This window comes from Mesorhizobium montanum (assembly GCF_033977145.1).
Taxonomy (GTDB): Bacteria; Pseudomonadota; Alphaproteobacteria; order Rhizobiales; family Rhizobiaceae; genus Mesorhizobium; species Mesorhizobium montanum.
Genome location: NZ_JAVIJF010000021.1, coordinates 61968 through 76131, shown reverse-complemented (window position 1 = coordinate 76131; position 14164 = coordinate 61968). Strand labels below are relative to the sequence as shown.

Sequence of the window (14164 nt, the reverse complement as noted above, 5' to 3'; positions counted from 1 at the left end):
TCATTTGCCTTCGGAGAGAGAAATCGAGGTTCCACTGCCGTGGGCTTCGCCGGCGCGCACGGCGTGCGCTGTGGTCTGGACGCCATGCGACAGGCGCTGGGATCGCTGAATGCGTTTGGCCCAGTCGGGTGGGCTTCTGCCGGCGCCGCCTGCCTTGCCGTCGCGACTAAACGAGGGATCGTTGGCAGCTTCGGCAGCGCCCCCGACGGTCCCCAGGGTCGATGAACCACCGGTGGCCCCGACGGCCGAATTGGCGCCGGAAGCGAAGCTCGACTTCATCGATTGGCTGGCGCGGGCGGCGGCGCGCTTAAGCGGCGAGGCAGCAGCAGACACACCAGCGCTTGCGACGCCGCCCACGCCGGAGACGATGGCGGCGGCGCCAACCTGGCCGGCAGAGCCGAGCATATAGGCACTCGACGCGCCACCTGCGAGGAACGAGCCGCTCCGTGCCGCCATTGGGGCTGCGGAAAAAGCAGCACTCCCGCCGCGCATCGCAAGGCCGGCCGTGCCGCCGGCAACCAGCGCCATGCCGCCTGCCGCGAGGCCTGTTCCGACGGCTGCCCCAGCGCCAAGCTGCGGCCCACCGGAGACAAGACCGTTGGCAATGCCGGGGCCGAAGATACCCAGACCAAGCAGTGACAGCGCCGCCAGCACGATCGCCATCGCCTGATCAATGGTGGGGTTATCGCCGCCGAAGCCTTGGGTGAACTCGCCGAAGAGCGTCGAGCCGATGCCGATAACCACGGCAAGCACCAGCACCTTGATACCGGACGAGATGACGTTGCCGAGCACCCGTTCGGCCATGAAGGCTGTCTTGCCGAAGAGACCGAACGGGATCAGCACGAAGCCGGCCAGCGTCGACAGCTTGAATTCGATCAGCGTGACGAAGAGCTGTACGGCCAGGATGAAGAAGGCGAGCAGGACGAGCGCCCAGGCGAAGAGCAGGCAGGCGATCTGGATGAAGTTCTCGAAGAAGGACACGTAGCCCATCAGCCCCGAGATTGCTTCGAGCAGCGGTCGTCCCGCATCGAGACCGGTTTGCGCCACCTTGCCGGGGCGAAGGAGGTCCTGGACCGAAAAGCCCGTACCGCTCGCCTTCAGGCCAAGATCGGAAAAGCTTTCGAAGACGATCCGGGCGAGGCTGTTCCAGTTGGAAATCAAGTAGGCGAAGACACCCACGAACAGCGTCTTCTTGACGAGCCGCGCGAGAATGTCATCGTCGGCGCCCCAGCTCCAGAAGAGAGCGGCAAGCGTCACGTCAATGACGATCAGCGTGGTGGCGACGAATGCGACTTCGCCACCAAGCAGACCGAAGCCGCTGTCTATGTAGCGCGTGAAGGTGGCGAGGAATTGGTCGATGACCCCTGTGTTGCCCATGCCTATCGCGCCTCCGACGAGGACGCATCCGGCGACGGCGAGGTGGCCATACCAGAAGCCGAGCTCGCAAACGGCGCTTTGAGCCCGAGGAACCGGTCACGCTGTTCAGCCCACAAGCGCAAACAACCGCTGTCGTGCAGAGCAGCCTCACCGAGGGTTTGGCAGCAGCGAAGGCCCTCGCCAGGCGAGTTCGGCACCAAAGCAGTCGGCGCCTGTGGAGCGACGTTATCCGGTCTTTCCACCTTCCGGGTCATCTCGAGCGCGGTTGCCGTGACGGCCACCGCGACGAAGACGACGGCGACGATGCGAGCGAAGGTCCTGCCATCCATGGCCTTGAACTCACCGGTTGAACATCTTGGCATCTGAGGCCTGGTAGCCAGAGCCGGGGATCAGGAAGCGGCGACGCTGCTCACGGCCCTGGTCGGCGGCCGCAGCACGTTCGGCTTCGGTCAGTGCCTGGGCGCGACCGTTGGCGGCGATAACGGCAGTGAGGTCGGCGAGCTGTTGAGCCTGAAGCGCCAGGAGTTGGTTGCCGGCCTGCGTCGCCTGCAGCCCGCCGGTCGCCGATTGGCTGGCGTCGACAAGCGCTGACATCTGCGTGCGATTGATGTCGATGTTTCCGACGACGCCCGCCTGCACGCGCATGGCGTCCTGGAGACCGCCAACCGTATTGTGCCAGCGCGAGCGCGCATCCGTGACGAGTTGTTCATCAGACGCGGAGAGCGAGACGCTGCCATATTGCTGCTGGAAGATCTTGTCGACCTGCTGGACGTCGAAGGCGATGTTCTGCGCCTGGCCCAGGAGCTGTTGTGTTCGCTGCACCGATTGCTGCAACTGCTGCAGTGAGGAGAACGGCAAGCTCGCAAGGTTGCGCCCCTGGTTGATCAGCATCTGGGCTTGGTTTTGCAGCGAAGTGATCTGGTTGGTGATCTGCTGAAGCGATCGCGCCGCCGTCAGCACATTCTGGGTGTAGTTCGACGGATCGAAGACGATGAATGCCTGTGCCGGCGCAGTCACCATCAGCGAGATCGCAAACGGTGAGGCGAACACTGCGGCGGCCAGCAATACTGCGCGCGAACGGTTTCCACGGCTATTCATGATTGGAGCTCCTTTTCAGCTTGCGTTACGGAGGTGGACAGGTCGGCAATGAGGTCAGCGGCCCAGCCGGCGTTTCGGGCGCGCAACCAGGCTGAGAGGAAACCATCGCGTCCGTATTCGGCGGCGATGCTGGCGATCAAAGCCTGATCGGTTTTTGAGGATGCGGCACAGAGCGCTAGCCCAATTTCGGACAAGCCAAGTTCGAAGAGGCGGTTGCCACGCCGGGACTGGCAGTAGTAGTCGCGTTTCGGCGTCGCCCGCGCCACGATCTCTATCTGGCGGTCGTTGAGGCCGAAGCGGCGATAAATCGCTGTAATCTGCGGCTCGATCGCACGCTCGTTTGGCAACAGCAGCCGGGTCGGACAACTCTCGATGATCGCAGGCGCAATGTTCGAATTGTCGATGTCGGACAGCGACTGGGTGGCAAAGATGACACTGGCGTTCTTCTTGCGCAGCGTCTTCAGCCATTCGCGCAGCTGGCCGGCGAACCCTTCATCGTCAAGGGCGAGCCAGCCCTCGTCGATGATGAGCAAAGTCGGCCGCCCGTCGAGCCGGTCACCGATACGATGGAAGAGGTAGGAGAGAACCGCAGGTGCTGCTCCGGTGCCAACAAGACCCTCGATCTCGAACGCCTGGACGGATGCCGCGCCAAGGCGCTCCGCCTCGGAATCGAGCAACCGGCCGTAAGGACCCCCGATGCAATAGGAGCGGAGAGCTTGCTTCAGATCGTTCGCCTGCAGCAGCACGCTCAAGCCGGTGATGGTGCGCTGTTCAACTGGCGCCGAGGAGAGCGACGTCAGCGCGGTCCAGATATGTTCCTTGGCATCCGGAGTGATAGGGACGCCTTCGCGCGCCAGGATTGCCACGACCCAGTCGGCCGCCCAGGCGCGCTCATAAGTGTCGTGTATGCGGGCAATTGGTTGGAGGGAGACCGAGACTTCCGTGCCTTCGGTGAGTTCGCCCCCTAAATCGTGCCAGTCGCCACCCATGGCAAGCGTAGCGGCGCGGATCGAACCGCCGAAATCGAAGGCAAAGACCTGGCTGCGCGCATAACGGCGAAACTGCAGGGCCATCAGCGCGAGCAGCACCGACTTGCCAGCGCCGGTCGGCCCGACAACGAGGGTATGGCCGACATCGCCGACATGCAGCGACAACCGGAACGGGGTCGAGCCCTCGGTCTTGCCGTAGAGCAAGGGGGGCGCACCGAAGTGCTCGTCCCGTTCCGGCCCCGCCCACACGGCAGAGAGGGGAATCATGTGGGCGAGATTGAGTGTCGAGATGGGTGGCTGGCGGACATTGGCGTAGGCATGTCCGGGCAAAGAGCCGAGCCAGGCATCTACGGCATTGACGGTCTCGACCATGGCCGTGAAGTCACGACCTTGGATGACTTTCTCGACAAGGCGCAGTTTCTCTTGCGACACGCGTGGATCGGCGTCCCAGACGGTGACGGTCGCAGTGACATAGGCCATGCCGGCCACGTCGGCCCCGAGCTCCTGCAAAGCCATGTCGGCGTCGGCGGATTTGTTGGCGGCGTCGGTGTCCATGAGCACGGAGGCCTCGTTCGTCATGACCTCCTTCAGGATCGCCGCAATGGACTTGCGTTTGGCGAACCATTGCCGCCGTATCTTCGTCAGCAGCCTGCCGGCATCAGTCTTGTCGAGCAGGATTGCGCGCGTCGACCAGCGATAGGGAAAGGCGAGCCGGTTGAGATCGTCGAGCAGACCCGGCGTGGTCGCAGCCGGGAAGCCGACGATGGTGAGCACGCGAAGATGCTGGTCGCCAAGGCGCGGTTCAAGACCACCGGTCAGCGGCTGGTCGGCCAGCAGCGCATCCAGATAGACCGGTGTCTCCGGGACGCGCACCCGATGACGCTTCGTCGAGACAGTCGAGTGCAGGTAGGTCAGCGTCTCGCTGTCGTCGAGCCACCGGCATTCCGGCATAAAGCCGTCGAGCAAGGAGAGCACGCGCTCGGTGCGGTCGACAAAAGCGCGCAGGATTTCGTTGGCATCGATGCCGGATTGTTCGCGCCCCTCGTAGAGCCACGTTTCCGCGCGCGCCGCGTCCTCGGCCGGCGGCAGATAGAGGAAGGTGAGGAAATAGCTCGACACGAAGTGAACTTCTTCCTCCTCGAACTCGGCTTTGCGCTCGGCGTCGACCAGGCGAGAGGCCGGATCGGGAAACTGGCTTTCGGGATAGGTCGCAGCGTCGTGCCGCTGCGCCTCGACGAAGATGCTCCAACCCGAACCGAGGCGACGGAAGGCATTGTTGATCCGGGAGGCCACCGCGACCAGTTCGGCCGCCACGGCGGATTCGAGATCTGGTCCGCGGAACTGCGAAGTTCGCTGAAAGCTCCCATCCTTGTTCAGCACCACGCCCGGTGCGACAAGCGCAACCCATGGCAGGTAGTCGGCAAGGCGGCTCACGGTGCGGCGATATTCGGCAAGATTCATCATCACCGCGCCCTCAAACCGACAGATGAGCGGGGAGGCGCAGATGCCGGCGGCCGACTTCCACGAACAGCGGATCGCGTTTTGCAGCCCACACCGCCGTGAAGTGCCCGAGCGCCCAGATGATGAGACCTAGCAGCCACAGACGCAGGCCAAGGCCAACCGCGCCAGCCAGCGTGCCGTTCAGAATTGCGATAGAACGAGGTGCGCCGCCGAGCAGGATGTGTTCGGTCAGGGCCCTGTGAACGGCGACGGTGAACCCTGGCACCGCGTCGAGCTGTTCGAAAGCGGTTGCCATCAGATCAGCGCCCCGCCACCGAACGAGAAGAACGACAGAAAGAAGCTCGACGCCGCGAAGGCGATCGACAGGCCAAAGACGATCTGAATCAGCCGCCTGAAACCGCCGGAAGTATCGCCAAAGGCAAGCGTCAGCCCCGTGACGATGATGATGATGACGGCAATAATCTTGGAGACCGGACCTTCGATCGACTGAAGGATCTTCTCCAGTGGCTGCTCCCACGGCATCGAAGAGCCGGCGGCATTGGCGGCCGGGGCCGCCAGGAGAGAGACGATGAGGCTTGTGGCCGCTGTAGCCAGGTGCTCGCGCGAAAGCTTGCGGATCATGAATTGTCTCCTGTGTTGTTCGGGGTGGCTTGGGAGGTGCGATAATCGCCGTCGGACCCGAGTCCATCGATGCGTGCAAGTTCGGTCAGCCGCCGCGCGGAACCACGTCCAGACAGGACAGCGACAAGGTCGATGGTTTCGGCGATCAGCGCGCGCGGGACGGTGACGACGGCCTCCTGGATGAGCTGCTCAAGACGGCGCAGCGCCCCGATCCCGGATCCGGCATGGATGGTGCCGATGCCGCCGGGGTGCCCGGTGCCCCATGCCTTCAGAAGGTCGAGAGCTTCGGCGCCTCGCACTTCGCCGATCGGGATGCGGTCTGGTCGCAGGCGCATTGAGGAACGGACCAGGTCGGCGAGCGTGGCGACACCATCCTTTGTCCGCATGGCGACAAGGTTGGGCGCGGCGCACTGGAGTTCGCGCGTGTCCTCGATGATGACGACGCGGTCGGTGCCGTTCGCCACTTCGGCGAGCAAGGCATTGGTCAGGGTCGTTTTGCCCGTGGATGTGCCGCCGGCGACGAGGATGTTCGCGCGGGCAGCGACAGCAGCGCGCAGCGTCGCCGCCTGGTCGGCTGTCATGATGCTTGCCGCCACGTAGTCTTCGAGTGTGAAGATCGCGACAGCAGGCTTGCGGATGGCGAAGGCTGGCGCGGCAACGACCGGCGGTAGAAGTCCTTCGAACCGTTCTCCGGTTTCGGGCAATTCAGCAGACACCCGCGGAGAGCGCGGATGCACCTCCGCGCCGACGTGATGGGCGACCAGACGCACGATGCGGTCGCCATCGGCGGCGGACAGCACCTCTCCCGTCTCGGCCAGACCTTCGGTAAGGCGGTCCACCCAGATACGGCCATCGGGGTTCAGCATGACTTCGACGACCGCGGGATCGTCGAGGAGCCGTGTTATCTCGGCTCCGAGCGCTGTGCGCAGCATGCGCGAACTGCGCGCGCGGCCTTCGGCATTGTTGTGCGAAACCACCATCTGGTCCCCGCTTTTCTGTCGGGAACAACTCGGATGGTCCCCGCTCGGGGATGACTAAGAGAACCGGATATTGGCTCGCTTCAACAAGAATATCGAGACGTAGTAGCGTGGCGTACAAATACAGGAGAACGGCGGCGCTGCTGCCTTTTTTCTTCGGTAGAGAGCGCTTCTGAGGTCGAACCAGTCAGCCGGCCGCCGCAACTAAGGTGGCGATATCGCCGCGAGCCGCGCCTGCCCTATTGCCGATTTTGCGGGACGGAGCCGCCGCAATACAGGCTTCCCGCATCCGTTGCTGGTTTCATACGCGATCCCGCATACTCGCCATTTATACGCAATCGCGTATAACGCCCATCTATACGCGAATCCGTATATTGCGTGCCATGACAGGAGAACGATGGTGATGACCCTCGGCGTTGGATCGGATCCGCCTGCCTTCCCCACCTCGACCCTTACCCAGCCCGAGTAGGAGCCGAGGGCGGTCGTCGTTGCCGTCACCTAGGATTTATCGACGAGTGGCAAATCTTGCTCGACTTAACTGGAACTGAGGCCGAGCACTCGCTCTAAATTCTCATACGCCGCACGATGCCTTTCTCGTGGCATGCGTTCCAGATTGTGCAGCTTCCAGCGAACCGCGGGGAGATTGTTGGCCCCCTCTACATCGAGCAGGTTCCAATCTGGACGTCTGGCTTTGAACGACAGAAGGAATTTGCGCTGATTCTCGGTCAAAGCCCTGTTGAGGTCGCTGATCAATCGTTCGCGAACGGTGAGGAGTTCGTCGAGGCTCACTTCGATCTGGGACATACGGACGAATTCGCCTTCGTAGATGCCGGCAATGTTCTTGCGGGTAGGCTGTAACAGTTCGGCCATCGTCCGGTTATGGCTGATGAGGTAAACCAGAAAGGTCTTGACCAAATCCTCGGTGAGGCCCTCGTTTTCAAAGAGCAGCTTCACGTCGAAAAGATCCCGCGGATGCTGCCGGTCGAGTGCGGCACAGATCTTTCCGGCATACAGGTCCGGGAGGGAAAGCAGCTGCATTTCGACATAGCCGAACTGCTCTTCGACTGCCGGCGATACCTCGCGCAATTCCTCAGGAAGCACGGATCCCCGCAAGACCGGCGAGAGCTCGATCTTGATGCGGTCGGCGCCCTGCGAAACGAAGAGGCGCAATGCATCGGCCTGATGCTCGAAGGAGCGAATGATTTCGGTGCCAGGCATCGCGGCGCTGATGGCGTCCGCGATGCGGGCAAGCGCCTCCGCCACGTTCTTCAATGCCGTGTCACGATCATCCATCGGCAGATAGACAAGGTCGATGTCGACGGAAAGGCGCGGAAGGTCGCGGAAAAAAAGATTGATGGCGGTACCGCCCTTCAGCGCGAACGACCTCTCGACTGCCACCAGAGGCAGGATGCGGGTCAGGAGGCGGACTTGTCGGTAGTAAGGGCTTGCGGTGTCCACATCTCCTCCGGGACGGTTATGCGATATTTTGGATCGAGTCTGCCGTCTTTGGCCAGAACCCTGTTGCCGCTACCAAGGCCGAGCGCATCGAGTGCTTTGGGAGCGGGCAGCTTTTTGAACCATGCATAATCATTGCGCTCGGCCATCCAGTAGAATAGCCGGCGAACCTTGACGCTAGTGCATTTGCGCAAAAGCTGCTCCATGCGCCGCGGCGAAAGCGTCGTCATCCCCTGAAGCAGTTGATTGGCGTGCTCGAAGGAGATCGTCGCCGGAACATCCATCAGCACCTCCAGGTAGGCCCTTTCGGGCGACGACAAGGTGACAGGCCAGAAATCTTGCCGCCGGCCCGGAGCTTCCACATCTATGAGGGTGCGCTCGAGCGGATCGTATTCGCGGTGGACGAGTCCGAATCCTAATAGCGAGGAAAGGCGGTTGTGGCGTATGAATTTTACGGTCGGTATCGCATGGTTCAGCCAGGTCGGCAAAGCAGCCTCGCTGTAAAGATGTACTGACCGTTGGCGCGACATCGGCAGGTAATGCGCAAATCCCTGCAATTCGAGCGCGGTCAGCCCGCCGACACTAAGATCCCTACCGAATATACTCTCCAAGGCAGCCACCACGCCTTGCCAGGTCAAATGCGTCCCAGGCCGCACATACACGCCCGGTGCCAGCGATTTGAGCTGGTTGCTTTTGAGCAGATTATCGACGGCGTGACGATCAAACTGCGGGCTTTGTTTCTTTAGCCACTGCTTCGTTACCGGAAGGCCCTCGGGTACCAGGGTTTGAAGTAGTTCTCGGCGATCAGCATTCGTTGGCATGAGTTTATGGATTTCTGCGTACGCGGCGATGATCGCCGCAATTCTTAATTTCTATAAACTACCACAATCGCCGTTGGTTTACAACAATGGCAATTTGCGGCGATCATCGCCGCATCGCTGGAAGAGCGTAAACATATTTGCTAATCTAAGCACCAGCCGGACCCACCGCCAACGCGCAAAGTGATGCAGCCTAAATCCCACCGGCTTCTTTCGGGTCGACGTCCTCCGAAATCTCCTGCCGCAGTTTCGGGCCCTTCGCCAGGCGCCTACCCAAGGCCGCGACGAAGGCTTCGTAGCGTTCGGCCGCCTTGGCCCGCGCGGCTTGGGCCGCGGGTTCAGGCAAGGCTGGGGTGGTCGCGAGCCAGAAGCGGACGAACACGGCAAGTGTCTCGACCGCAATGCCGATGTCGCGCTCCTGCCTGGCCAGGCGGCGGTCAACCTGATCGAGGCGTCTGGCGATCGCTGCCTCGCGACGCTCATCCGCGTCCGGCGATAGGAACGACGCAATGGCAGCCTCCGCGATCATGGACTGGGATTGTTCACGCCGCGCCGCGTAATCCGCAAGCATCACCATGACCGCCTGATCGAGATAGACAGAGATCTGCACTTTCTTCTTTCGACTGGTCATGGTGCCTACAAGTCCATGCCGTCATCGGGGTCGAGGGAAACCTGCCGCGCCACGCCCTGCATGAGGCGAGCCAGGCGTCGATTGCGGACAGCTTCGTCGTCGTCGCTGTCGTCGGGCGGCTCGACCTCGAACTCATTTTCGATCGGAGCCTTTTTTTCAACTGGACGCGAACGATTGAGTTCGGGTTGCAGCCGTCGCTCGGACTCCGTTGGATCTCCGTCGTCCTGCGGGCGCGCTCCTGCACTGTGCGCAACCTCTGTGCCAGTTGAGACCGGCAATCGGGTCCAGTCGTCAAGATCGCCGTTTTCGGATCGGGCCAGTTCGGGTGGGGGCAAGACGCGGTCCCGAAAACGGAGATCTTCGTAGTAACGTGCCTTTTTCGCCCGGATGGGCGGCGTGCCCGCCACCATCACGATCTCGTCAGTCGGGGCAAGCTGCATGATCTCTCCAGGGGTCAGCAACTGGCGGGCCGTCTCCTGCCGCGACACCATGAGATGTCCGAGCCAGGGCGAGAGCCGGTGGCCGGCATAATTCTTCATCGCCCGCATCTCGGTTGCCGTGCCGAGCGCGTCGGACACACGCTTGGCTGTCCGTTCATCGTTCGTGGCAAAGCACACACGAACATGGCAGTTGTCGAGGATCGAATTGTTTGGGCCGTAAGCCTTCTCGATCTGGTTCAGCGACTGGGCGATGAGGAAACTTTTCAAACCATAGCCGGCCATGAAGGCCAGCGCGCTCTCGAAGAAATCGAGACGGCCGAGCGCCGGAAATTCGTCCAGCATGAGCAGTAGCCTGTGCCGGCCTGTTTTGGCATGCAGGTCTTCGGTCAGGCGGCGTCCGATCTGATTGAGGATGAGGCGGATGAGCGGCTTGGTCCTATTGATGTCCGAGGGAGGCACGACCAGATAGAGCGTTGCCGGCTGTTTGCCGCCGACGATGTCACCGATCCGCCAGTCGCAGCGCCGCGTCACCTCAGCCACTACGGGGTCACGGTAGAGACCGAGGAAGGACATCGCGGTGGAAAGCACGCCGGAGCGTTCGTTGTCGGATTTGTTGAGCAGTTCGCGCGCTGCACTCGCGATGACCGGATGTGGACCTGCCTCGCCGAGATGGGGTGTCTTCATCATTGCCGCCAGCGTGGTCTCAATCGGGCGTTTCGGATCGGAGAGGAAGGCAGCGACACCGGCCAGAGTCTTGTCCTTCTCGGCATATAGAACGTGAAGGATCGCGCCGACCAAAAGCGCGTGGCTGGTTTTTTCCCAGTGGTTGCGCTTTTCAAGACTGCCTTCCGGATCAACAAGAATGTCGGCAATGTTTTGGACGTCGCGAACCTCCCACTCGCCGCGGCGGACTTCCAGGAGAGGATTGTACGCCGACGATCTCGAATTCGTCGGGTCGAAAAGCAGCACGCGACCATGCAGGGCACGAAAGCCGGCGGTGAGTTGCCAGTTCTCACCCTTGATGTCGTGGACGATCGCCGACCCCGGCCAGGTTAGCAGCGAAGGCACCACCAGGCCGACACCCTTACCCGACCGGGTCGGGGCGAAGCACAGCACATGCTCGGGCCCGTCGTGGCGGAGGTAATGGCGGTCATAGCGCCCGAGCACCACCCCGTCGGCGCCGAGCAACCCGGCAGTTTCGACTTCCCTCCTCTCCGCCCACCGCGCCGAACCATATGTCTGGACATTCTTGGCTTCGCGTGCCCGCCATACCGACATGCCGATCGCGACAACGATCGACAGGAAGCCGCCGGACACTGCTATCAACCCGCCTTCCACGAAGATATTCGGGGCGTAGGCATCGTAGAAATACCACCACCAGAACAGAGCCGGTGGATAGTAGACGGGCCAACCGGCGAGTTCGAACCAGGGCGGACCGAGTTGGGCCTGGAAGCCCAGCCTCCATGCCGTCCATTGCGTTGCCGTCCAGGTCGTCAACAGCACGATCAAGAAGACGCTGAGGATCTGACCCCAGAGGATTTTCGTCGCGGACATGGTGGCGGTCCTTTCTTGTCTCAATCAGAGGCCGAGTCCACGCTTGCGGCCAAAGCTCCAGTCGACGCCTCCGTCATCACGGGAGACACCGGAAACATGCTGGCCGAGATGCTTTTCGAGCGAGGGCGTCCACCGCACGAGCTGGAACCCAAGGCCGTCATCGAGCATGGCGAAGCGGCCCGAGGCCAGGACGATCCGCTGACGATAGGCGCCGGCTACATAGTCGCCGCCGGCGGCGCGATTGAAGGGCAGGCCGGTCTCAGCCGCGAGCTTCTCACCAACCAGTTGGAGTTCCCGACGGCGCAGCGTCTCGATCAGGTTGCGGCTGAAAATGATGCGCCCGCCAAGACGCTTCGCAAGGCCTTCGCCGGCCAGGTAATCGGCGCGCTTTTCCATAGCCTGATGAACCTCGGCGCCGAAGCCGGCTGCGCTCAAGGCGGCAGGCCCGCGCGCGATGTTCTGCCGATCGAGCCAGGTCGCCCCCGTCGCCGCGATCTGGCGATCAAGATCGAGATCAGAGCGCACCGCGAGTGCGGACCGACGTTGGCCGCGCGCATCATCGAATTTGCGCAGCTCGACGATCGATCCCGGTGTGCTGTCGCCAGCCGCCTCCAGATCGGCAAGCCTGATGTGATGGGTGCGTCCATCGACGCCGTCGACCACGGCATACGCCGTGCCAGTCAGCTCATCATCGAGCCCGCGATCGACCAAACGGCCGATGATGGGCACATCGAGGCTTTCGGCCGCGAGCACATAGCCGGCCAAGCTACGATCGATGCCCTGCTCGGACAGCGCGCGGTGCATGCGCTTGATGATGTCGCCACGCTCGCCGAGCTCACGCAACGTTGCTTCGACTTTGTCGTCGATGACCCACTGGCCTGGCCCGACCTGATCGGCAAGACCGAGAGCTTCGAGCTTACGCAGGCGGCCGACCTTCTGCACCTGATACTCGTCAGGCTGCCTATGCCCACTTGGGGCAAGATCGATGACGCCAGTGCGGACGTCGCGAAGCAGCTGCCGGTCAAGCTGGGTCCAGCGTTCGGCTTCGATCTGCCGCCCCAAATTGCGGCGGATGTCGTGATCGGAGCGGGGGCCGAGTTCCTGCGTGACGAGATCGGCGGCGCGCGCTCGCATGCCTTCCTTGATGTAGTCGCGCGAGATCACAAGGTCCTGCCCGTCGGCTATACGGCCGCGCAGGATGATATGGATATGCGGATTGTCGGTGTTCCAGTGGTCCGCCGCGACCCAATCGAGCGTCGTGCCTAGATCGTTTTCCATCTGGCTCATCAGGTCACGGGTGAAGGACTTGAGATCAGCCATATCGATCGCGTCCTCCGGCGAGACGATGAAGCGGAAATGATGGCGATCGCCATCGCAGCGCTCGGCGAAACTCTTGACGTCCGCATTGTCGGTTCCAGAGCCGAACATGCGGCCTCCTTCCCCTTCACGGGTCACACCCTCGCGCCGCAGGTAGTTGAGGTGTGCGGCCAGCGGTGCGGCGCGCGCGGAATGGCGGACGACCCGGGTCTTGATGACCGTGACGCGCGAGCGGCCGGTCAGCAGACGGTTGGCCTGGACATTGGCGATCCGGCCTCGGCCGAATCGTGATCGGTTGCCCGGACTGATTTGACCGGATCGGGAAATGCTGCCGCCTGCCTTCTTCGCCGCCGCCAGTGCCTGTGCGATGAACGGCCGCGCAGCTTGACCGCGGTTGGAGCGAATGCGGCCGGCTCGGATGCGGAACTCGCGCTGATCGGTCACGTCGCTGCCCCGCAATGTGGAAAAGCGCATGCGGATACAAAGTTTTGGGCGTTCGACGCACATTGCGCCGAACGGCCGCAATGTGCGCATCGCCCCTGAAAAACCCGACAACAACAACCGACCGGCCGACGCACAATGTGCGGGCTTTTATCTAGCCATCCCTCGGTCGTGTTGCTGGCATCTCCCCTCCCCGCACGCCATGGCACGCTGGAGCACGAGATGGTGCGAAGCGCGTTGAGGAAGCTCATGGCGCGGGCCTTTCGCTCACCTGGGTGAGAACAGACCGGTCGATCGCGATGTAGCGTCGGCCAATCCTTCCGCGGGCGCAGCGTTTGAAGTATCATCGCCGGAACGCTCCAGCTGCATCGAACCATTGTCCAGCTTGCTGATTGGCCGCGCGGCGAATAGCGGAGCGTCCTTCCAGCTGTGCTGTGCTGGGGCTGCCGGACCGAGAGCTTTGGGTGCACCGTCGTTGAGGATGGCGGTTGCAACGACGGCAACGTAAGCGCGTGTCTCCCGAGGCAGCCGCCCGCCCTGCAGCGATGCCTCGTAGCGTCCTGGGCCGGCATTATAGGCAGGAATCCAGCCGCGCGATCCGTAGCGATCAACCAACTCGCGGATATAGGCCGAGCCCGCGATGATGTTGTCGTGCGGGTCGTAGGGATCGCCGCCGAGCCCGTACCGGGCGCGCAAGTCCGACCAGGTATCGGGCAAAATCTGCATCAGACCCATGGCACCCTTGCGCGATGTGGCGCGGTGATCGCCGGCGCTCTCGGCGCCAAGGACGGCGTGGATCCAGGCCGGCGGAAGGCGGAAGCGGCGCGCCGCTTCCGCTATGTGGGTCTCGTAGGGACCGCGCGCCGTCGACGTGGCGACTGGCGGGCTGTGGGCCGGTGCAATTGCGGGAACGACGCAGTTGAAGCAGAGCCCGGCAAGCACCAGCAGAGCTGAACGTCGGGTTGCGCGAGGCAACGCAGGCGTT

At 62.6% G+C, this 14164-nt stretch carries 13 protein-coding genes; all 13 read right to left on the bottom strand.

The genetic code is table 11. The features are described 5' to 3' along the window. The 13 genes from trbL to RFM68_RS25675 all read right to left on the bottom strand — a co-directional run bounded on the left by trbL (position 1) and on the right by RFM68_RS25675 (position 14154). The gene (trbL, locus tag RFM68_RS25735) at positions 1-1377 is read right to left on the bottom strand and encodes a P-type conjugative transfer protein TrbL (protein ID WP_320235839.1); all 1377 of its coding nucleotides are present in this window, start codon (positions 1375-1377) and stop codon (positions 1-3) included. 2 nt (positions 1378-1379) lie between these two features. Further along, positions 1380-1706, bottom strand: coding sequence for a putative entry exclusion protein TrbK-alt (gene trbK-alt / locus RFM68_RS25730; RefSeq protein WP_320235838.1), 327 nt, complete (start codon positions 1704-1706; stop codon positions 1380-1382). A 10-nt stretch (positions 1707-1716) separates the two neighbouring features. Continuing rightward, positions 1717-2475: a P-type conjugative transfer protein TrbJ gene (trbJ, locus tag RFM68_RS25725; protein WP_320235837.1), complete on the bottom strand. Its 759-nt coding sequence runs from the start codon at positions 2473-2475 to the stop codon at positions 1717-1719. After that, a complete protein-coding gene (trbE, locus tag RFM68_RS25720; protein ID WP_320235836.1) occupies positions 2472-4928 on the bottom strand; it encodes a conjugal transfer protein TrbE in 2457 nt (818 codons plus the stop codon). Before trbE ends, trbJ begins: the two co-directional genes overlap by 4 nt. 10 nt (positions 4929-4938) lie before the next feature. Further along, on the bottom strand, positions 4939-5220 hold the full coding sequence (locus RFM68_RS25715) for a VirB3 family type IV secretion system protein (RefSeq protein ID WP_320235835.1): 282 nt from the start codon (positions 5218-5220) through the stop codon (positions 4939-4941). Further along, positions 5220-5546 carry a TrbC/VirB2 family type IV secretion system protein gene (locus tag RFM68_RS25710; RefSeq protein WP_320235834.1) on the bottom strand — a complete coding sequence of 109 codons (327 nt, stop codon included), beginning with the start codon at positions 5544-5546 and terminating at the stop codon, positions 5220-5222. The genes RFM68_RS25715 and RFM68_RS25710 overlap by 1 nt, the downstream gene beginning before the upstream one ends. Further along, positions 5543-6526, bottom strand: coding sequence for a P-type conjugative transfer ATPase TrbB (trbB, locus tag RFM68_RS25705; RefSeq protein ID WP_320235833.1), 984 nt, complete (start codon positions 6524-6526; stop codon positions 5543-5545). Before trbB ends, RFM68_RS25710 begins: the two co-directional genes overlap by 4 nt. A 531-nt stretch (positions 6527-7057) precedes the next feature. After that, positions 7058-7981 carry a nucleotidyl transferase AbiEii/AbiGii toxin family protein gene (locus tag RFM68_RS25700; protein WP_320235832.1) on the bottom strand — a complete coding sequence of 308 codons (924 nt, stop codon included), beginning with the start codon at positions 7979-7981 and terminating at the stop codon, positions 7058-7060. Continuing rightward, positions 7939-8799, bottom strand: a complete 861-nt coding sequence (locus RFM68_RS25695; protein WP_320235831.1) for a type IV toxin-antitoxin system AbiEi family antitoxin domain-containing protein — start codon at positions 8797-8799, stop codon at positions 7939-7941. Before RFM68_RS25695 ends, RFM68_RS25700 begins: the two co-directional genes overlap by 43 nt. A 190-nt stretch (positions 8800-8989) precedes the next feature. Continuing rightward, entirely contained in the window at positions 8990-9427 is a 438-nt protein-coding gene (locus tag RFM68_RS25690) for a CopG family transcriptional regulator (RefSeq protein WP_320235830.1), read from the bottom strand. Between the two features lie 5 nt (positions 9428-9432). Continuing rightward, positions 9433-11421, bottom strand: coding sequence for a conjugal transfer protein TraG (locus RFM68_RS25685; RefSeq protein ID WP_320235829.1), 1989 nt, complete (start codon positions 11419-11421; stop codon positions 9433-9435). Between the two features lie 24 nt (positions 11422-11445). Further along, a complete protein-coding gene (locus RFM68_RS25680; RefSeq protein WP_320235828.1) occupies positions 11446-13182 on the bottom strand; it encodes a relaxase/mobilization nuclease domain-containing protein in 1737 nt (578 codons plus the stop codon). A 264-nt stretch (positions 13183-13446) separates the two neighbouring features. Continuing rightward, the gene (locus tag RFM68_RS25675) at positions 13447-14154 is read right to left on the bottom strand and encodes a lytic transglycosylase domain-containing protein (protein WP_320235827.1); all 708 of its coding nucleotides are present in this window, start codon (positions 14152-14154) and stop codon (positions 13447-13449) included. Positions 14155-14164: the final 10 nt, after the last annotated feature.